Source organism: Kribbella sp. NBC_00662 (assembly GCF_041430295.1).
Lineage (GTDB): Bacteria > Actinomycetota > Actinomycetes > Propionibacteriales > Kribbellaceae > Kribbella.
Map to the genome: position 1 here is coordinate 5068935 of NZ_CP109029.1, position 18619 is coordinate 5087553.

The 18619-nt window shown below is 69.1% G+C and carries 19 protein-coding genes and 1 riboswitch; of the genes, 4 read left to right on the forward strand and 15 right to left on the reverse strand.

Annotated elements, in window-relative coordinates:
* Positions 1–5: 5 nt before the first annotated feature.
* The 9 genes from cobS to OHA10_RS25425 all read right to left on the reverse strand — a co-directional run bounded on the left by cobS (position 6) and on the right by OHA10_RS25425 (position 7568).
* Positions 6–791 carry an adenosylcobinamide-GDP ribazoletransferase gene (cobS, locus tag OHA10_RS25385; protein WP_371401258.1) on the reverse strand — a complete coding sequence of 262 codons (786 nt, stop codon included), beginning with the start codon at positions 789–791 and terminating at the stop codon, positions 6–8.
* On the reverse strand, positions 788–1315 hold the full coding sequence (locus OHA10_RS25390; RefSeq protein WP_371401259.1) for a bifunctional adenosylcobinamide kinase/adenosylcobinamide-phosphate guanylyltransferase: 528 nt from the start codon (positions 1313–1315) through the stop codon (positions 788–790). Before OHA10_RS25390 ends, cobS begins: the two co-directional genes overlap by 4 nt.
* Positions 1308–2114, reverse strand: a complete 807-nt coding sequence (locus OHA10_RS25395) for an ECF transporter S component (RefSeq protein ID WP_371401260.1) — start codon at positions 2112–2114, stop codon at positions 1308–1310. The genes OHA10_RS25390 and OHA10_RS25395 overlap by 8 nt, the downstream gene beginning before the upstream one ends.
* Positions 2111–3721, reverse strand: a complete 1611-nt coding sequence (locus tag OHA10_RS25400) for an ABC transporter ATP-binding protein (protein ID WP_371401261.1) — start codon at positions 3719–3721, stop codon at positions 2111–2113. Before OHA10_RS25400 ends, OHA10_RS25395 begins: the two co-directional genes overlap by 4 nt.
* On the reverse strand, positions 3718–4803 hold the full coding sequence (locus OHA10_RS25405) for an energy-coupling factor transporter transmembrane protein EcfT (RefSeq protein ID WP_371401262.1): 1086 nt from the start codon (positions 4801–4803) through the stop codon (positions 3718–3720). Before OHA10_RS25405 ends, OHA10_RS25400 begins: the two co-directional genes overlap by 4 nt.
* Positions 4804–5514, reverse strand: coding sequence for an SCO2322 family protein (locus OHA10_RS25410; RefSeq protein WP_371401263.1), 711 nt, complete (start codon positions 5512–5514; stop codon positions 4804–4806).
* Between the two features lie 115 nt (positions 5515–5629).
* A riboswitch (cobalamin riboswitch) is annotated at positions 5630–5707 on the reverse strand.
* 32 nt (positions 5708–5739) lie between these two features.
* A complete protein-coding gene (locus OHA10_RS25415; RefSeq protein ID WP_137254347.1) occupies positions 5740–5949 on the reverse strand; it encodes a hypothetical protein in 210 nt (69 codons plus the stop codon).
* Positions 5949–6959, reverse strand: a complete 1011-nt coding sequence (locus tag OHA10_RS25420) for an aldo/keto reductase family protein (RefSeq protein ID WP_371401264.1) — start codon at positions 6957–6959, stop codon at positions 5949–5951. Before OHA10_RS25420 ends, OHA10_RS25415 begins: the two co-directional genes overlap by 1 nt.
* Positions 6960–6980: 21 nt before the next feature.
* Positions 6981–7568 (reverse strand): DUF3043 domain-containing protein, encoded by a 588-nt coding sequence (locus tag OHA10_RS25425; protein WP_371401265.1) that lies wholly within the window; start codon positions 7566–7568, stop codon positions 6981–6983.
* A 166-nt stretch (positions 7569–7734) separates the two neighbouring features.
* On the opposite strand from OHA10_RS25425, the gene OHA10_RS25430 reads away from it, so the two are divergent.
* The 4 genes from OHA10_RS25430 (at position 7735) to OHA10_RS25445 (ending at position 11205) form a co-directional block, all read left to right on the forward strand.
* Positions 7735–8562 carry a PspA/IM30 family protein gene (locus OHA10_RS25430; protein WP_371401266.1) on the forward strand — a complete coding sequence of 276 codons (828 nt, stop codon included), beginning with the start codon at positions 7735–7737 and terminating at the stop codon, positions 8560–8562.
* Positions 8559–8834 (forward strand): hypothetical protein, encoded by a 276-nt coding sequence (locus tag OHA10_RS25435; protein WP_134097933.1) that lies wholly within the window; start codon positions 8559–8561, stop codon positions 8832–8834. The genes OHA10_RS25430 and OHA10_RS25435 overlap by 4 nt, the downstream gene beginning before the upstream one ends.
* 230 nt (positions 8835–9064) lie before the next feature.
* A complete protein-coding gene (locus OHA10_RS25440) occupies positions 9065–10591 on the forward strand; it encodes a sugar transferase (RefSeq protein WP_371401267.1) in 1527 nt (508 codons plus the stop codon).
* A 71-nt stretch (positions 10592–10662) separates the two neighbouring features.
* Complete coding sequence (locus OHA10_RS25445; RefSeq protein ID WP_371401268.1) at positions 10663–11205, forward strand: RNA polymerase sigma factor; 543 nt, start codon at positions 10663–10665, stop codon at positions 11203–11205.
* A 44-nt stretch (positions 11206–11249) separates the two neighbouring features.
* Here OHA10_RS25445 and OHA10_RS25450 read toward each other — a convergent pair whose 3' ends face one another.
* The 6 genes from OHA10_RS25450 to OHA10_RS25475 are packed head-to-tail and all read right to left on the reverse strand — an operon-like array spanning position 11250 to position 18580.
* Positions 11250–11627, reverse strand: a complete 378-nt coding sequence (locus OHA10_RS25450; protein WP_371401269.1) for a hypothetical protein — start codon at positions 11625–11627, stop codon at positions 11250–11252.
* Positions 11627–13279, reverse strand: a complete 1653-nt coding sequence (locus OHA10_RS25455; protein ID WP_371401270.1) for a right-handed parallel beta-helix repeat-containing protein — start codon at positions 13277–13279, stop codon at positions 11627–11629. The genes OHA10_RS25450 and OHA10_RS25455 overlap by 1 nt, the downstream gene beginning before the upstream one ends.
* A 15-nt stretch (positions 13280–13294) precedes the next feature.
* Positions 13295–14497: a glycosyltransferase gene (locus OHA10_RS25460; RefSeq protein WP_371401271.1), complete on the reverse strand. Its 1203-nt coding sequence runs from the start codon at positions 14495–14497 to the stop codon at positions 13295–13297.
* A complete protein-coding gene (locus tag OHA10_RS25465) occupies positions 14494–15735 on the reverse strand; it encodes a hypothetical protein (protein WP_371401272.1) in 1242 nt (413 codons plus the stop codon). The genes OHA10_RS25460 and OHA10_RS25465 overlap by 4 nt, the downstream gene beginning before the upstream one ends.
* Positions 15732–17369 carry a hypothetical protein gene (locus OHA10_RS25470; RefSeq protein ID WP_371401273.1) on the reverse strand — a complete coding sequence of 546 codons (1638 nt, stop codon included), beginning with the start codon at positions 17367–17369 and terminating at the stop codon, positions 15732–15734. The genes OHA10_RS25465 and OHA10_RS25470 overlap by 4 nt, the downstream gene beginning before the upstream one ends.
* Positions 17366–18580, reverse strand: coding sequence for a Wzz/FepE/Etk N-terminal domain-containing protein (locus tag OHA10_RS25475; protein ID WP_371401274.1), 1215 nt, complete (start codon positions 18578–18580; stop codon positions 17366–17368). The genes OHA10_RS25470 and OHA10_RS25475 overlap by 4 nt, the downstream gene beginning before the upstream one ends.
* Positions 18581–18619 lie beyond the last annotated feature (39 nt).

An 18619-nucleotide genomic window follows, 5' to 3' on the forward strand; every position in this document is an offset into this window, starting at 1 on the left:
CAGGCTCAGACGGTCAGCGCGAGGGTCAGGAGGGCGAGCGGGAGCGCGAGCTCGATGGTCGCGCCGAGGACGTCGCCGGTGGTGCCGCCGAGGGCTTTGCGGGCGCGGCGGGTGGTGGCGAGGCTGGTCCCGACGGCCAGCAGGACTGCGGCTGCGGATCCTGCGACGCGGGTCGCGGACTGGGCCGGCCAGCTCAGCGCGAGGGCGGCGGCGAGTACGACGGCTGTGGCGATCGTGGCTGTGAGCGGGCGGACGGTGCCGGCTACGAACGTGCCCAGGCCGTCTGGGCGGGCGGCGGGGACCGACGTACGGCAGGACCAGGGCAGGGTGAGGCGGCTCGCGGTGGTGGCGATGAGGATCGCTTGCCAACCGTAGCCGGGCTGGATGCAGGCGGTGAGGGCGGCGACGTCGAGGAGCAGTACGCCGACGATCGCGACGACACCGAACGGACCGATGTCGCTCTGCTTCATGATCCGCAACATGGTCTCCCGATCCCGCCGGGACCCGAGCGCATCCGCAAAATCGGCCAGCCCGTCGAGATGCAGCCCACCCGACAGCGCGGCAATCACCAGCACTCCCAACACAGCCGCGAGCAGATCTGCCTCCGGCTTCACCAGCTGAGCCAGCGCGATCACCCCCGCCGCGACCCCTCCGACCACCACGCCAACAACCGGGGCGAGCACCATCGCCCGCCCGCCAACCACCCGATCAACCCGCGAAGGCACCCCCGCAGGCAGCACCGTCAGCGTGCCGAACGCAAGCCGAGCCGCATCACCCCAGGCCCCCCTCATGTGAGGGGGATTGTTCGGCCGGCGACGGTCCAGAGGACTTGGTTGGAGGACAGGGAGATGGTGGTGTTGAGGCGGCCCATCAGGTCGCGGAAGAGGCGGGTGCCGGGGTCGGCGGGGACGATTCCCGAGCCCACGTCGTTGCTGACGGCAACTACGCGGCGCGGAGTGGTGGACCAGGCATCGGCGAGGGCGGCGATCTGCTGTTCGACCTCGTCGGCTCGATGCAGGTTCGACCAGACGTCGACGGCGTCCATCGTGCGGGAGAGCCAGAGGGTCAGGCAGTCGATGAGGAGCGGTGGACCGGGGGTGGCGAGGAGTGGGACCAGGTCGATGGTCTCCGCGAGGCCCCAGGTGGCGGGACGGCGGGCCTGGTGTTTGGCGACACGGTCGGCCCATTCGGCATTGCCGGAGTCGTCTCCGCCAGTGGCGACGTACAGGACGTCGGGCTCGGCTGACAGCAGGCGTTCGGCGGCGACGGACTTGCCGGAGCGGGCTCCGCCGAGGATCAGGGTTCGGTCAGTCATCGGTCCTCCGCTCGAAAACCACCGGCGCCTCGAAGGCAGCCTTCCGCGCCGTACGGCGGAATGCGTTCAGGATCGGCCGCCCCAGCACCAGGACGAGTACGGCGGACAGGATCCCGCGCGGGATGTCCCAGCCGAGTGACGTCGCCACCACGAACAGGAAGTACCGGTGCAGGTTCGCCGCCAGCTCGTCGCCGGGGATGAACGAGAAGGCGCTGCCGAACGTGGCGTACGGCCAGAACCACAGGTTCATGATCACGCCGTACAACACCCCCGACACCAGCGAGTACGCCGCCAGCAGCAGCAACTCCAACCGCCCGCCGACCCGTGGCAACAGCCCCGCCAAACACCCGACCCACGCGCAGGCGAACATCTGGAACGGCATCCACGGCCCGACCCCGCCGCTGATCAACGCCCCGCCCAGCAACGACACCGCCCCGAGCACGAAGCCGAACCCTGCGCCGAACGCCCGCCCCGCCAGCACCAGCAGGAAGAACCCGGGCTCGAGCCCCGCCGTACCCGGGCCCAACGCCCGCAGCGCCGCCCCGACCGCTGCGAGCATGCCGACGAGTGAGATCACCTTCGCGTCGATCCCGGCCTCGGAGAGCTCCGCGAGTACGACGGCCACGAGGAGCGGGAGCAGCAACACGAACAACCACGGCGCGTCCGTGGTGTGCCCGATCGCGGATGCACCTGATTGCGAGGTACGGAAGAACAGCGGCCAGGCGAAGGCCAGTACTCCGACCAAGGATGCAACAGTCAACGCCGCCGTGCTCCGCGGCCTGAGCCGGATCAGCCTCATGATGCTCGGTCCAAGGCGTCGGCGACCTCTCCGACGGTCAGGAACGGCAACGGGGCAAGGATCTTCGCCACCTGTGGCGCGAACGCCGGCGAACCGGCGATCACCTCGGCGGTCTCGCCGTCGCTCACCAACTCTCCCTCGGCGAGCACCATCACCCGAGTCGCGACCTCAGCGACCATCTCCACGTCGTGCGTGGACAACACGACCGCATGCCCGGCAGCGGCCAGCTCGCGCAGGATCGCGACCAGCCGCCGCTTGGCGCCGTAGTCCAGTCCGCGCGTCGGCTCGTCCAGCAACAGCAGCGGGGGAGCGCCACACAGTACGACGGCCAGCGCCAGGCAGAGCCGCTGTCCCTCGGACAGGTCGCGCGGATGCAGGTCGACGGCCACGTCCGGCGCCAGCCGCTGGAGGAGTGCGCGGCAACTCCCTGCGGGCACCTTGAAGTCGGAGTCCGCAGCGGCACACTCCTCGGCGACCGTGGCGGCGTACAGGAGGTCTGCAGGCTCTTGTGGAACCAGTCCGACTACCTTCACCAATTGCGCCGGTTTCGTTCGCTGCGGGTCCAGTCCGGCCGCGACTGCCGTGCCGGAGCGAGGAGGCAGGATGCCGACGAGGGTGTTCAGCAAGGTGGACTTGCCGGCGCCGTTACGCCCCATCAGCGCGACGACCTCACCGGCCTTGATACTCAGCGACACGCCACGCAGTGCAGTCACGCTGCCATAGCCGGCAACCACGTCACGGCATCGAGCCAACTCCTCGCCCAGCGCAGCAACCGACCGCACCGGCGCCGCGCTGCCCAGCTGGCCACGAAGTGCGACCGCGGCCCGGCGAGCGTCCCGCACGGACAGGGGGAGTGGCGACCAACCGGCGAGCCGCCCCAGCTCCACCACCGGCGGTGCAACCGGCGCCGTGACCATGCGCTCGGCAGGCAGCCCTGTCGACACAGCACCAGCCCCACCGGGCACTTCGATCACGCGGTCGGCGTACTGGATCACCCGCTCCAGCCGATGCTCAGCCAGCACCACGGTGACGCCCAGGTCGTGCACCAGCCGCTGGAGCGCAGCCAGCACCTCCTCGGCCGCCTGCGGGTCCAGTGCGGACGTCGGCTCATCCAGCACCAGTACGGAGGGATGTGACGTCAGCGCCGCTCCGATAGCGGTCCGCTGCCGCTGGCCGCCCGACAACGACGTCAGCGCCCGGTCTCGTACGTCGGCCAGCCCGAGCAGGTCGAGCGTCTCCTCGACGCGCCGCCGCATCACGTCCGGTGCCACGCCCAGCGACTCCATGCTGTACGCCAGCTCGTCCTCGACCGTGTCGGTGACGAACCCCGCCATCGGGTCCTGGCCGACCATGCCGACCACATCCGCGAGGTCCCGTGGCCGGTACTTCCGGGTGTCCCGTCCGTCGACGAGCACCCGACCGGACAGCGTGCCGCCGGTGAAGTGCGGCACCAGTCCGTTGATTGCCCGCAGCAACGTGGACTTGCCGGACCCGGTACGCCCGATCACCAGCGCGAGCTCGCCCTCCGGCACGATGAAGCTCACGTCCCGCAGCGCCGGCTCACTCGCGCCGTCGTACGTCACCGTCACGCTGTTGAACTCGATCATGCGACCGCCTTCTTCAACGGCGGTGCGGCCAGCGCAGGCACCAGCCCGATCAGTACGCCGACCACCGGCAACAGCGGGACCGGTGGGACCACCAACGGCCCGTCCAGCAGCAGACCGTGCACACCGCGTACTGCGGCGGTCACCATCGCACCCGCAGCCACCGCACCGGCCGCTACGACGAGCCACTCCGGCAGCGCCCACGGATCGGGCCGGTACCGCGTCCGCGCCACGCGCCGGCGTCCGACAGCCATCGCACCGACCGCGAGCAGTACGCCGACCGCCAGCGCGCCCCCGGCGAGCGGGAACGCCATGGAGTCGGTCAGCAACGCGTAGACGCCGAGCAGGATGCCGAGCAGCCCCAGCAGTACACAGAGCGCCGTCAGTCGACGCTGAGCCCGAGGCGCATGCGCCGTACGGCCGTAGCCGCGGGAGTCCATCGCGGCAGCGAGCTCCACGGACCGGTCCAGGGCGCCTTCGAGGACGGGCATGGCCGTCGTACGGAACGAGGCGCGGGTGCGGCCGCGTAAACGCCGGGCGGCGCGGACGCGGCGGCCGTCGATGACCAGCTGGGGTGCGAAGGTCAGGGCGACCACGCAGGCCACGCCCATCTCGTAGAGGGCCCCAGGCAACGACTTCAGCAGGCGCCGTGGGCTGGCCAGTGCGTTGGCGGCACCTATACAACAGAGCATGACGGCCAGTTGCCCGCCGTCGTACAGGGCGGTCACCAGTGCCTCGGCCGTCACCTCTCCGCCGAGCTTGACGCCCGCTGCCCAGTCAGGCAGGGGGATCTGCGGCAGAGTGAACAGCACGGTGTTCCCCTGCGAGCGGGTCGACAGCAGCGCCTGCAGGACCACGCGGATGCCGATGACCAGCAGACCGAGCTTGAGGAACGCGGTGAAGCTGTGCGCCCACGGCGCATCGCTCCGGCGTGCTGCGACCACGAATCCGGTCACCGTGAGGATCAGGATCAGCAGGACCGGGTTGCGGGTCCGGCTGGCCGCGACAGCCATGCAGAGCGCCCACAACCACCAGGCCCCCGGGTGGAGTGCCCGGGGGAGCGTGAGGTGATTGACGGCGCGCATCTACTGCTTGTCTGCGGAACGCCGGGACCTGAGGAACATGGCGCCGACGGCGAGCAGGACGACGGCCGCGGCGGCGATGATGAGGCCGGTCCGCGGACCACCACCGTCGTCGGAGCTCGAGGCAGGAGCAGGGGACTGCACCGCGGTCGAGCCCACGGCCGGGCCGACCTGGAGTGTGACGGGCGCGTCCGTGGCCGGGACCTGGATGCTCTTCACCTGGTCGCCGCAGCCCTTCGACGGGTAGCCGGCGATCCCACAGGTCAGGCCCTTCTCGATCCGGACCGGTGCGACCGCGGCCAGGACCTGCGCGCCGTTCGACTTCGGGTCGGTCACCACACAGGTGCCGGTGGGCTGGGCCGGCGTGTCACCGGTGACCGCGTCCTCCGGCGTACCCGGGTCGACGACCAGAGCCACCCGCTTCTTGCCGGTCTCGGCCGGGGTCTTGCCACAGATCGCGTCGAAATCGCCGGCAGCCCGCGGCACCCGCGGCTTCGCGCCGCCGACGGCGAACCGCCAGCCCTCGACGCCGCCGTCGGCCGGGACGAAGGCGTCGGCGCCCTTCTGCGAGAAGGCCCAGGCGCCGTTGGTCCACTGGTAGTAGCCCCAGAAGCGGTAGCCGTCCTCGGCTTGGGCGGTGGTAGCGACGGTCCCCGCGAGCAGGAGACCCGCCAGCAGGCTGAGGACCAGTCGTACGGTCCGATGTGCAGTCATTCTCGTGTCCTCGGTCGGGCCGCAGCCCGGTGGAGGAGGTCCCGCCTGCACCGGCAGGGTAGGGGCTCCACCCGCGGACCACGGCGGGTAGGTGAGCCTGTCTGCCTGCGCCACAGTGTTCCGGCTTGCCGCCCCCAGTCGGGCTGAGGGCGGCCTACGGTTGCGGGTCAGCGCCGGACTCGGACCGGCTTCCCTGTGACGCAGGCGGGTGGTTCGACCGGAACTCTACTCTGCCGACGAGAGACTCATCGGCCCGTAGACCTCGCGGTTGTCCTCGAGCAGGTAGACCTGGCTGACGCCGCGGTCGGCCAGGTCGCGCCAGACCTCGCCCAGCCAGCTCTCCGCGTCGCCCTGTGCCGAGAACTCGGCCCCGCCGACCTCTCCGGGGTCGACCAGGGCGCCGGAAGCGGTCTCGAACCGCCAGCTCCAGCTCATCACGCCACCCGGGCCTGCGGGGAGTTCTGCGCGGTCTTGGCCGGGTCGCGCTCGACGATGCCGCCGAGGACCTCGTCGATCCGCTTCAGCAGGCCGTCGTCCAGCTTCACACCGGAGGCCTTCACGTTCTCGGTGACCTGCTCGGGCCGGGAGGCGCCGACGATCGCGGAGGAGACGTTCGGGTTCTGCAGCACCCAGGCGACCGCGAGCTGCGACAGCGACAGGTCGACCTCGTCGGCGATCGGCTTCAGCTCCTGGACCCGGGTCAGCACGTCGTCGGTCAGGAAGCGCTTGATGAAGGTCGCGCCGCCCTTCTCGTCGGTGGCCCGGGAACCCTCCGGCGGCTGCTGACCGGGCAGGTACTTGCCGGTGAGAACACCCTGGGCGATCGGCGAGAACACCACCTGGCCGATGCCGAGCTCCTCCGAGGCAGGCACGACCTCGGCCTCGATCACCCGCCAGAGCATGCTGTACTGCGGCTGGTTCGAGACGAACGGGATGCGCAGCTCGCGGGCCAGCCGGTGGCCCTCCTGCAGCTGCTCCGCGGTCCACTCCGACACGCCGATGTACAGCGCCTTGCCCTGCCGGACGACGTCGGCGAACGCCTCCATCGTCTCCTCCAGCGGCGTCTCGGTGTCGTACCGGTGTGCCTGGTAGAGGTCGACGTAATCGGTGCCGAGCCGCTGCAGCGAGCCGTTGATCGACTCGTGGATGTGCTTGCGGGACAGGCCGGTGTCGTTCGGTCCCTTCGGGCCGGTCGGCCAGTAGACCTTGGTGAAGATCTCCAGCGACTCCCGTCGCTGACCGGCCAGCGCCTCGCCGAGCACCGACTCGGCCGCCGTGTTGGCGTAGGTGTCGGCGGTGTCGAACGTCGTGATGCCGGCGTCCAGCGCCGCCCGCACGCAGGCCTTCGCCTGCTCGTTCTCCACCTGCGACCCGTGCGTGAGCCAGTTCCCGTACGAGATCTCGCTGACCTTCAAACCGCTGTTGCCGAGAAAGCGAAAGTCCATACGTCTGACCCTACCGTCCGATCAGGAAGGCTTCTCGCCGCGTTTCACCATCGGCTTCGGCAGCCGCCAGCGGCGCATCTGCATGGTCCGCCGGACCGCGTAGAACCCGAGCCCCTTGGTCGACTCCTTCGGGTACTTCAGCCCGACCTGCTTGCGCAGGCCCGCCGTCAGCAGGAACCAGTCCGCCGCGATCAGCAGGATCATCGCCAGGAACAGCAGGTTGACCATCCCGGCCAGCCAGGGGAACTGCGGCGAGAACACCACGCCGACCAGCGACACCACCAGCAGGATCGGCAGCGCGAACTCCATCACCGAGTACCGGGCGTCGACGTAGTCGCGGGCGAACCGCCGTACCGGGCCCTTGTCGGCGGCCGGCAGGTACCGGTCGTCGCCGGTCTGCATCGCCGCCTGCATCTTGGACCGCTCGGTCCGGACCTTCTCCCGGCGGATCGCCGAGGCCTCCTTGCGGTTGCGCGGCTTCTTGAACGCGGCCTTGCGCGCCGCCTCGGCCTCGCGGCGGCTCGGGGTCGGGCGACCCTTGCCTCCCGGCTTGGCCTGGGGCTCGGCAGGTACGGTGGTAGCTGATTCAGACTTGGTACGACGGAACACGGGGTCAGAACCTCATTCGCAGGGCAGGTCGCGACTCGGGGTGGTCCCCGGACCTCACCACTACTTTATCCGGGCCGGTCCTGATGGTGTGGTGAACCTTGGGGACATAGGGTGGATGACACGCACGCTGGGTCTCACACCCGGCACAGAAGGGGTACGGATATCGATGAGCATCTTCAAGCGGATGTCGACGATCTTCAAGGCCAAGGCGAACTCCGCCCTGGACAAGGCCGAGGATCCTCGCGAAACCCTTGACTACTCGTATCAGAAGCAGCTCGAGCTGCTCCAGAAGGTACGCCGTGGCGTGGCCGACGTGGCCACCAGTCGCAAGCGGGTGGAGTTGCAGGCCTCCCAGCTGCAGTCCCAGTCGGCGAAGCTGCAGGAGCAGGCCCAGAAGGCGCTCTCGATGGGCCGTGAGGACCTGGCCCGGGAGGCTCTGACCCGCAAGTCCGGGCTGCAGGGCCAGATCGACGACCTGACCACCCAGCACGCCCAGCTGCAGGGTGAGGAGGAGAAGCTGACGCTCGCCTCCCAGCGGCTGCAGGCCAAGGTCGAGTCGTTCCGGACCCGCAAGGAGACCATCAAGGCCACCTACACCGCGGCCGAGGCGCAGACCCGGATCAACGAGGCCTTCTCCGGCATCTCCGAGGAGATGAGCGACGTCGGTCTCGCGGTCCAGCGGGCCGAGGACAAGACCCAGCAGATGCAGGCCCGGGCCGGCGCAATCGACGAGCTGCTCGCCTCCGGCGCGCTCGACGACGCCAGCGGCACGGTCAAGGACAACATCACCCTGGAGCTGGACCGGATGTCGTCCGGCTCCGACGTGGAGAACGAGCTGGCCGCGATGAAGGCCCAGCTCGCCGGCGGCAGCGCGCCGAAGGAGATCTCCGGTGAGGCACCCGGGTCCGCCCAGACCGCCCAGCAGCCAGTGCAGCAGCCGGCCACGCAGCCTGTGACGGAGCCGGTGAGACCTCAGGACGGAGATGTTCGGTGATCGTTCGCATCATGGGTGAGGGTCAGTGGCGACTGGCCGACGAGAAGCTCGACGCGCTCAACACCGTCGACGGCGACCTGGAGAAGGCCGTGTCGTCGGGTGACGAGACCGCGTACCAGTCCGCCTTCGCCGCGCTGCTGGACTTCGTCCGGTCCGGCGAGAAGGTGCCGGACGACGAGCTGCACGACTCCGACGCCATCCTGCCCCCGTCGGACAGCTCGCTCGCCGAGATGCGTGAACTGATCAGTGGCGACGGCTTGATCGCCGGCTGATCACTTCAAGTAATCATTTGAGACCCCTGAGGCCCCGAAACGGGCTTCAGGGGTCTTTTGCTGTGAGTCTGGTGGCACACGGGTAAACACTCGTGATCAGTGCTTTTGTCCGCCGCGTTCCCGGTGTACTGTCTGGGACACGCCGTTGTGGGGGCGGCGTTGGACGAAGTCCGTGACGGGGAGTGGGTTGGTCACGGGTTTCGGGGATCACCTGTGGGGGGTGACTGTGCGTGTCCGAATTTGTCATGTCCGAAGGGCTCGCTGAGCCGGCTGATCTACGGCCGGCGCCGTCAGCGGAGCGTCGTCGGCCGGTCTGGGTCGTTCCGGACGAGGTGCCGGCTGTGCTGCCGCGCTCGGCCCGGTTCACCGAGGCACGCTGGGTGGCGAAGTACCGTCGGGCATCGTTGGCGGCTGATCTCGGCGCCGGGGTGATCGGCGCCGGAGTGGCGCTGGTGGCCCGGTTCGGGGCCTCGATCAACCTCGGCTACTTCGTGCTGGGCGCATTGCTGCCGATCGCCTGGATCGCGTGTGTGGGCTTGCAACGCGGCTACGAGACCAGGTACTTCGGTACCGGGCCGGAGGAGTTCCGCTCGATCATCCGGGCCGCGGTCGCACTGACCGCGGTGGTCGCGATCACGTCGTACGCGACCAAGAGTGAGGTCGCCCGAGGATTCGTGATCCTGGCCGTTCCGACGACCTGTATCGCCGCGATGGTGGGCCGGTGGTTCCTGCACCGGCAGATCTCCTGGCGGCGGTTCGCCGGCCGGTGTATGCGCCGGGTACTCGTTGTCGGACGCAACGACCAGGTGATGACGCTGAAGCGGCACCTGGAGGAGCGGCCGGCGGACGGGTACGTCGTGGTGGCCAGCTGCCTGCCACGCGGCGACGTGTTCGAGGACGCCGAGTTCGAACGGCTGGGCCGGACCGAGATGGACATCCTGGCCGGCGTCGACCAGTTCGACGTCGAGGTGGTCGCGGTGGCCACCGACCCGGAACTGGCCGGACACCAGCTGCGCAAGCTGTCCTGGGCGCTCGAGCAGCGCGGAGTCGAGCTGATCGTGTCACCGGGCATCGTCGAGGTCGCCGGTCCGCGGATCTCGATCCGCCCGGTCGCCGGCCTGTCGCTGCTGCACCTGGAGCGGCCGTCGGTGAGCGGTGGACCGCACGTGCTGAAGAGCATCTTCGACCGGGTGGTGGGGTTCCTGCTGCTGCTCGGGGTCTCGCCGATCCTGCTGGTCGCCGCACTGCTGGTGAAGCTCACCAGCCGTGGTCCGGTGCTGTTCCGGCAGACCCGGGTGGGCCGCGGCGGCGAGCAGTTCAAGATGCTGAAGTTCCGGACGATGGTGGCCGACGCCGAGGCCCGCAAGGCCGAGCTGCACGCGCTGAACGAGGGCAACGGGATCCTGTTCAAGATGCGTGACGACCCGCGGATCACGAAGGTCGGCAAGTACCTGCGGCGGTTCTCGATCGACGAGCTGCCACAGCTGGTGAACGTGCTCCGGGGGGACATGTCACTGGTCGGACCGCGGCCGCCGCTGCCGGCCGAGGTCGCGCAGTACGCGATCGACGACGCGCGCCGGATGCTCGTCAAGCCGGGCCTGACCGGCCTGTGGCAGGTCAGCGGCCGCAGCGACCTGACCTGGGAAGAGTCGATGCGACTCGACCTGCGGTACGCCGACAACTGGTCGATCGCGCTGGACCTGCTCATTTTGTGGAAGACCGCCCGCGCCGTGCTGGGGAGCGACGGCGCGTACTGAAGCGAAGCACCAACTTTGTTCTTGCATTCCCGAGGGGGGAATTCGTGACTGCAGTACTGGAAGGATCAGGCGTGGCCCGATCCGACGCCGCGACCTTCGTGATCGAGGCCGCGGCGGGGGACCAAGGGGCCTGGAGCCGGCTGGTCGACCACTATGCACGGCTCGTCTGGGCCGTGACCCGCAGCTTCCGGCTGAGCGACAGCGACGCCGCTGACGTCTCGCAGATGGTCTGGCTGCGGTTGCTCGAACACATCAACCGGGTCGACCCCGAGCGGGTCGGCGCCTGGCTGGTCGTCACCACCCGGCGCGAATGCCTGCGGGTGCTGGCGTTCCGCAAGCGCGTGCTGCTCACCTACGAGGCGACAGCGTTCGAGGACGTCGCTGGGGATCAGCCCGAACTGGACTACGGCCTGCTGGCCGGCGAGCGCGCCGACGACGTACGGCGTGCTTTGGAGAGTCTGCCCGACCGCTGGCAGCAGCTGCTCGGCATGCTGATGGCCGACCCGCCGGCGCCGTACGCCGAGATCTCCGCGACGATCGGGATCCCGATCGGCAGCATCGGCCCGATCCGCGGCCGCTGCCTGGACAAACTCAGACTGCTGCTTGCCTCCTGAGGCAGCAGAGCCCGGTTCGGGCCGCGCAGTGGGTCGTGCTCAGCTCAGAGCATGATCCACGCGGTCCGGACCGGGCGTTGTGCTGTCCCCGGCCAGCGGAGCAGGAAGCTGACCAGGCGGGCCCCGTTCGGACCCTCGGCGTCGCCGCCGCGGGACTCGACCACGAGCGGCCCGGACGGCGAGACCCGCAGCTCGATGGTCAGTCCGGTCCGGCCGCTCTCGTGGATGTCGACGTCGAGCGTGATCCCGTGACCGGAGAACCGCAGCCGGCGTACGTCGGCGGAGCCGGGCGCGTCGAGGATGCTGTCGAAGATCAGGTCGAGTACGTCGAGATCCCGCTCGTGGCGCCCGAACGCGGCGTATCCGACCGACCGGAGCAGCGCGATCTGCTCACCGACGGCACGCTCGGGTGGCCCGATCATCAGCGCTCACCGCTGACTTTGATCACGCTGTCGGAGTCCTGCCCGTACGGCGCGCCCTGCCAGCTGGCCCAGTTCACACCGTTGCCCTGTGCGTGCACGATGAAGTTCCACGGGCCGGAGTAGGTGTTGTTGAAGAACCGGTTGCCCTGGTGGAACGTGATCGCGTCCTGGACGGTGGCGTTCTTGTACGGCGACCAGGCCGGGAACGTGCCCCAGTTGGAGAACAGCCCGTTGTAACCGCAGCCGGTGCGCACGGCGCAGGTCTGCCCGATGTTGTCCGGGTCGAGCGAGAAGACATTGTCGTGGACCCGGACGTTCTGTGTCTTCCACCGGCAGTCGCTCACGTACGGCTGGGTGCGGATCGTCTTCGCGTTGCACGTCTTGGCCGTGACCACCTTCGGGTTGACCAGGGTGTCCGAACCGGTGCTGGTGTTTGCGGGTGACCCGGCGAATCGGTCGGCGTTCTCCCACAGCACGATGCCGGCCCAGTTGTCGGTGAAGGCGTTCCCGCTGATCTCGAAGGTCTGGTTGAACACGCCGGGCGCCCGCGGATCGCTGCCGGACTCGGAGATGTACAGCGCGGGCGTCGGGAAGCCGGCGTTCTCCGGACCCTTGCCGAGGCCGTTGCGCAGGAAGGTGTTGCCGCGGATGCCGGCGTTGTAGCTGGTCTCGTAGATCAGGCCCTCGGCCGAGTTGTTCGAGATGTAGTTGCCCTCGATCACGAAGCCGGTGTTGTTGGTGTCGGCCCACAACCCGGCGCTGTGGTTGTCGTGCACCCAGTTGCCGCGCACGACCGCCCCGGTGACCTCCCAGAACTTGCCGCCGCCGGTGCAGCCGCAGCCGCTCTTGAGCCGCTCCCAGTCGTCGGTGTTGTTACCGGCGATCTCGTTGTGCTCGATGGTGATTCCGGCCACCTTGCCCGGGTTGTAGGCGTTGAAGCCGTACTGCCCGTTCTCGGACAGACAGTTGCCCCGGACAACGTTGTGGTCACCGATCATCAGCCCGGCGCCGGCGTTGTGCTGGATCGTGTTGGCCTGCACCGTCCAGCGCGCGCCGGCGTCGTGGTTCACCACGCCCTCGTCGTTGTTGGTCCGCGGCGCGCCGAAGTTCTGGATGGTCAGGTTCTTGATCGTGACGCCCTTGGCGTACCCGGTGAACGCGTAGCGGTTCTTCTTCCCGCCGTCGAGGATCGCTCCGGGCGCCCCGACGTACACGTTGCCGTCCTTCGGGATCACCTGGGCGAACTGCGCGGTGCCGAGCCGGTGCGTGCCCGGTGCCAGCCAGAACGTCGTGCCGGCCGGGTTCGCGGTGGTGAGGTCGTTCAGGTTCTGGGTGGTGCTGACCGCGACCGCTCCGGGCGGGGCCGTGGCCGGGCCGGACAGTGCGGTCGCGTCGCCGCAGATCTTCGCGGGCGGGGCCTTCGGCGCGGGCGGCGCGGGCGAGGTCGTGGCGCCTGGCGGGGGCGACGCGACGGCGTCCGCGGGGCTGGACGAGTCGTTGTTGAGAACGGTGAATCCGGCGGTCACCAGGGCGGCGGCGACGACCAGGCCTCCGGTGGCAAGCACCGGCGGACGGCGGTACCACGCGCGTCCGGTAGGCGGTTCGCGGCGCGGAGCGGCCGGACCTTTGATGGGCACATCTTCGGGGGGCATGGGGTGTCCTCGACCTCAGCGGTGGGCGGTGACCGGGTGTTCGATCGCGTACCGGTAGATCTCGAGCAGTTGCTCGATGCTCTGTTCCGGCCGGTGTTTCGTCTCGTACGTCGTGCGCGCCTGCCGGCCGAGCTCGTCGTACTTCGCGGGGGACGCGTCGACGTCGAGCAGCAGCTTGGCCAGCGCGTCCGGACGGCCCGGCTCGAACAGTGCGCCGTCGACTCCGTCGGTGATCAGTTCCGGGAACGACCCGTGGCCCGAGGCCAGCGGCGGTACGCCGACAGCCATCGCCTCGACCACCACCAGGCCGAACGTTTCCTCCCACTCCGAGGGCAGCACGACCCCGCGCGACTGCCCGATCAGCTCGAACACCTGCTTCTTGTTCATCAATCCGCGGAGCTCGACCGACGGCCTGGTGGCCGCCCAGGCGGTGACCTCGTCGAGCATCGGCCCGCCCCCGGCGATCACCAGGCGGAGCGCGTCGTCACCGGCGACGGCGCGGTACGCGTCCCAGCCCTTCATCAGCAGCGGAGCGCCCTTGGCCGCGTCGAGCCGGCCGACGTACGTCACCTGTCGTTGCCGCGGTCCGCCGACGGGGCCGTCGTACGGCACGGCGTTCGGTTTGACGAACGACCGCTCCGGATCGAAGTCCATTGCCCCCAGCAACCGGCGCTGCGACTCGGAGATGAAGATGTACGCCGAGACCAGGCGCCGCCAGCTGCGACGGTGACCGCGAGCGTTGAGCACCGTGGTCGACGTCGCGAGCGCGGATCCGCGGTAGCAGCGGTGCACCACAGCGGCGGTCGGGTTGCCGCCGGCGCAGTCGTGGCACACCTCGCCGTCGCGGAAGAAGTCGCCGCTGGCGCACAGCAGCTTGTAGTTGTGCAGAGTGATGACCACGGGTACGCCGGCCGAGTGGCACGCGTACAGCACGGACGGGCTGAGCAGCGGGAACGTGTTGTGGACATGGACGACATCGGGCCGGTCCTCGGCCAGCGCTGCCGCGAGATCGCGCCGGCTCGCCGGGTTCCAGACGACCCGGCCGGGCAGTGTCGCCTTCTGCCACGCAGGCCAGTTCTCGATGTCGTCGCTGTGCCGTTCGAAGTGCCGGACGTCGTGTCCGAGCGCGGTCAGCGCCGCGCTCTCCTGATCGACGACGCGGTTCTCGCCGCTCGGTGCGGTGGATCGGTAGCGGTTGTGTACCAGCAGGATCTTCATCGCGGTCCCTCGCGGGTCGACGTGTTGTAGACGAGTGACGCGGCCACCGTCAGGTCGAGCAGGTACGACGACGCCTCGCTCAGCCCGCTCTCGGTGAACGAGGCGATCACGCAGTACGTGACCAGGAACAGTGCCAGCGCCCGGTGCGGTCCCTGCGGGCGGAACCAGGCGGCGATCAGCACGAACAGCACGAGCATGATCGTGATCGCGACACCGACCAGCCCGACGTCGTAGTACGTGCCGAGCCAGTTGCTGTCGATCGGCAGGCCGTTGAACGACTTGTTCGACAACCCGAAGCCGAACAGCGTCTCGAACGTCGTGCGCGGCTCGGCCAGGATCCCGTCCCAGACCGCCTTCCGTCCGGTCAGCGCACCGAGCTCCTGGGCGTCCTGCCCGCGGGCGAGCCAGGTCGTCACCACCGAGCTGAGGGTCAGCGCGCCGACGGAGAAGGCGACGATGCCGATCGCGAACGCCTTGCGCACCCGCGACCGCCCGGTGAACAGACTCAGCCCGGCGATCAGCAGACCGACCACAAGCGCGAGCAGTGCCGTGCGGGTATGCGTCAGGAGCAGAACCGGTACGCAGACCGCCACGCTGGTGAATGCGATCCAGCGACGGAGATGCCCGGACATCCAGAGCACGATCGACAGGCCGGCGGCCACCGCGGTGTAGTGCCCGACCTGCGTGGGTGGGATCGGCCAGAGGATGCCGCCGAGCCGGTTCTCGGTCATCGCCAGGCCCGGTGCGACGAGCAGACCGACGACCACGGACGCGACGATGCCCCACAGGACCATCAGGTGTGTGCGGAGCAGCAGGAGGTCGCGGCGGGGCCACCATGGCGTCAGCAGCCACAACACCGCGGCGAATCCGCACAGCCGTCCGGCCCGGAACAGCGCGCCGAGCAGGAACTCCGCCCGGATGCTGGCCAGCAGCCCTTCCGCGGCCAGCAGCATGACCAGGAAGACGAAGACACTCGGCCGGATCCGGACCGGCCGATTCACCGACAGCGCCACCATCAGTGCGCCGATCAGCGCGCCCTGGGCGATCAGCTTGCCAACCGATCCCGGGATAGGAAGGATATGCGGCGCGCCCGGGAAGAACGTCATCACGTTCAGTACCAGCAGTGCCCAGGCCAACTGGACGCGCCGCCGCCGCCGTACCTCCGGCGAGACAATGCGCCGGGTGGGGCGTATTCGCGTGGTCAGCTGGGTGCCGAGGCGGGTGGAGATCGTCGTCATCGGCGGAACATTTCGACATCCACCGTCAGCGGCCGGCCGGCTTCGGCCTCGGTCACACCGACGCCCTCGTCGGTGCGGTCCGGACGAAGTACGACAGCGGTCTCGATCTCGAGCCCGGCCAGCCTCAGCATCTCGCCGGTAGCCTGGATCTTGGTGGTGGTCGACTCCCCGGCAGTGACCACGACAGCGGCGTGGGAGGCCCACGTGGCCAGATGATCGGCGCCGAGCTCGGGAGTCAAGGTGCTGAGACTGAGTACAACGTCCGCGACCTCCCAGGCCGAGTCGAGTGCGATGTCGCCCGAGCCGGACGGCCGGTTGGTGTCGCTCAGGTGCAGATAGCAACCCTGTGCCGGGCCGGCGGTCTGGTCAGGGCGGTGGACGTCAACGCGCAGGCCGGCCTCGCTGAAGCGGGACTCGTGCGTGCCGGGAGTCCTGACCCCGAGCATGGCTGCGAGCCTGCCGGAATCGCTGAGGTCGGCGACCAGAACGTGCTTGCCGTCCTCGGCCAGCGCGATCGCCAGTGAGGCCACGACGAGCGCGCAGGTGTTGATGTCGTCGATGCTGACCACGGTCATCGCCGGTGTGGGGTGCTCGCCCCAGAAGATGCGTTGATCGAGATGCTGCACCATCAGTCGCACCTCGGGCAGTTGCCGCTGCGAGGGCCGCAGATATCGCGGTCGGGGCAGCAACTGCAGTCGCGACGGGCGGGGGCTGCTGAGCCGGATCCGGGCGCCGAGGGCCAGGGCGATGTCTTGGCGTTTCCACAGCCGGTCGGAGATCAGCGCGCGGACGATGACGAACGCGAGCCCGATGAACAGTCCGGCGATCAGGCCGGTGCCGGCATTGATCGCAATCGCGCGCTTGGCGGAGACCGGCACCGGCGTGGCCACGTCGAGGACCCGGCTGCTGTTCATCTGCAACGCCTCGACCTGCGCATCGAGTAGCTGCTGCCGGACGAACAAGGCCTGCTCCCGGGCAGCACTGAGCCGCACTCCCTCGGGGCTGTTCGGGTGCTTGAGTTCATTCGCGGTCGGGTCGTCGCCGGTGGCCCGGACCGCTTGCTCTGCGACCGCCAGGTCGTTCTGGGCCTGGGTCAGGTTCCGTTGCAGCGGCAGGTTCTGCAGCGCGATCTGCTCCTTGCGGTAGACGAGGAAGACCTGCGCGATGACGCCGGCCAGTCTGGTCGAGTCGTCGGTGGTCTTGCCGGCCGCGGTGATCTGGAGCACCCGGTCGGTCTCGGCGACGACGGTGTACTCCTTGAGCAGGTCGTCCTGGCTGATCGGCAGCTTCAGCAGGTCGATCACACGCTGCGCCACGGTGTGCGTGGTCGCCAGGCTGACGTCGGTCGCCATCGCCTTGGCCGGGTCCTCGCCGTCGCGGTGGGTGATCAGCAACCGGGTCGCCGACAGACTCGGAGCCGGCAGGGCGAAGGTGGATCCAAGTCCGGCGAGAAAGCCGACGAGGGCGACGATCACCCAGATACGCAGATGCCGCCGGACCGCGTCGCGGATGAAGCGCAGTGTGACCAGTGCGTCCGGCGGGTGGGAGTTCGTCGGCTGGTCGTCGAACATCCCGTCGTCATCGGCCCATGCTGGTTCGCTCACCACCGGTTCGGTGTACGGCTGGTTGCTCATTTGGTCCTCCTCGCCGTGCCGGTGAGAAGGCTGGGTAGCCGCGAGCTCGACCGCCGCATCGACTGGGAGACGCGCCCGATGGTGCGGTCCGTCGGGTCGGGATCGGTGACGACGATGCCGTCGATGGAACGGTCGTCGGCCGCGGCCGCGACCGCCAGCCGCGCGAGTTCCTCGGCCGTCACGATGCCGGCCGACAGAGCCACGATCGTGTTGGTGGTCGCCTCGGAGCCGACCACGACCGGATCGTCGCGGTCGACGACCACCAAGTGGATGCTCAGCGTGGTGTCACCGGACGGTTCGTGATGCGAGTCGACCACGATCGAGGTGGAGATGCCGATCGACGTGGCCAAAGCCGCGAGCTGCGGACCGAGGGGCAGCGCCTTGTCGTCGCCGGCGAAAGAAATGACAGCCAGTGAGACCGGGCCCTGTCCTTTCACGTCGAGCCCGAGGTGGTGCAGCGTCTTTCGCAGACCCCACGCCTCGATCGCCGTAGGCGAATAGTGCTCGAGCAGATAGGTCCAGTCGGACACGTCGTTGGCCTGGTACGACGAGACCGAGGCCAGCACCGGCAGCCCGACCGCGTCGGCGATCTCGTCCCGCAGCCGCAGCCGCCGGTCGCCGCGCTCCTTGGCCAGTACGCCGATCGATCCGACGATCGCGCCGATCAGCGCGCCGAGCAGACCGTAGATGCCGAGATGAATCGGCACATTTCCACCACGTGCGGTTGTCGCCTGCTCCAACACCCGTGCCCCCGTTTTCTTCCCCAGATCGCCGGGCAGGTTCTGGTCCGTGGTGACGAAGACCAGGTAAACCCCGGCGACAGCGTTCGCCAGTGCCATCGACTGACTGGCTGTCGTTCCCTTGGCGTCGATCTTGATGACGTCCTCGGTGACGGCGGTGACCTTGACCCGGCTGCGGACGACCTCGGTCGACAGCGGCGGGTTCAGGTTCTGTCCGGCGCTCTTCAGTACCGGTTCGCTCTCCGCGATGAATACCTGCGTGTCGGTGCTCTGCGTGCCGACAGCCTTCTGCGCGTCGGTCGTTGGCGGTGGTGGCAGCACGACGAGCGAGGTGGCGGTGTGCAGGGGCGGCACCAGGAACCCCGCGGCAACGCCGCCGAGCAGACCAACCGCCGCCACGGCTGCCACGATCCAGCGATGCCTGCGGATTGCCCGCCACGACTTCTTGACGTCGAGCTGCTGTGTGCTCACAGCTCCACCTCGCTACGCTCGGCTCCGCTGTAGGCGCGG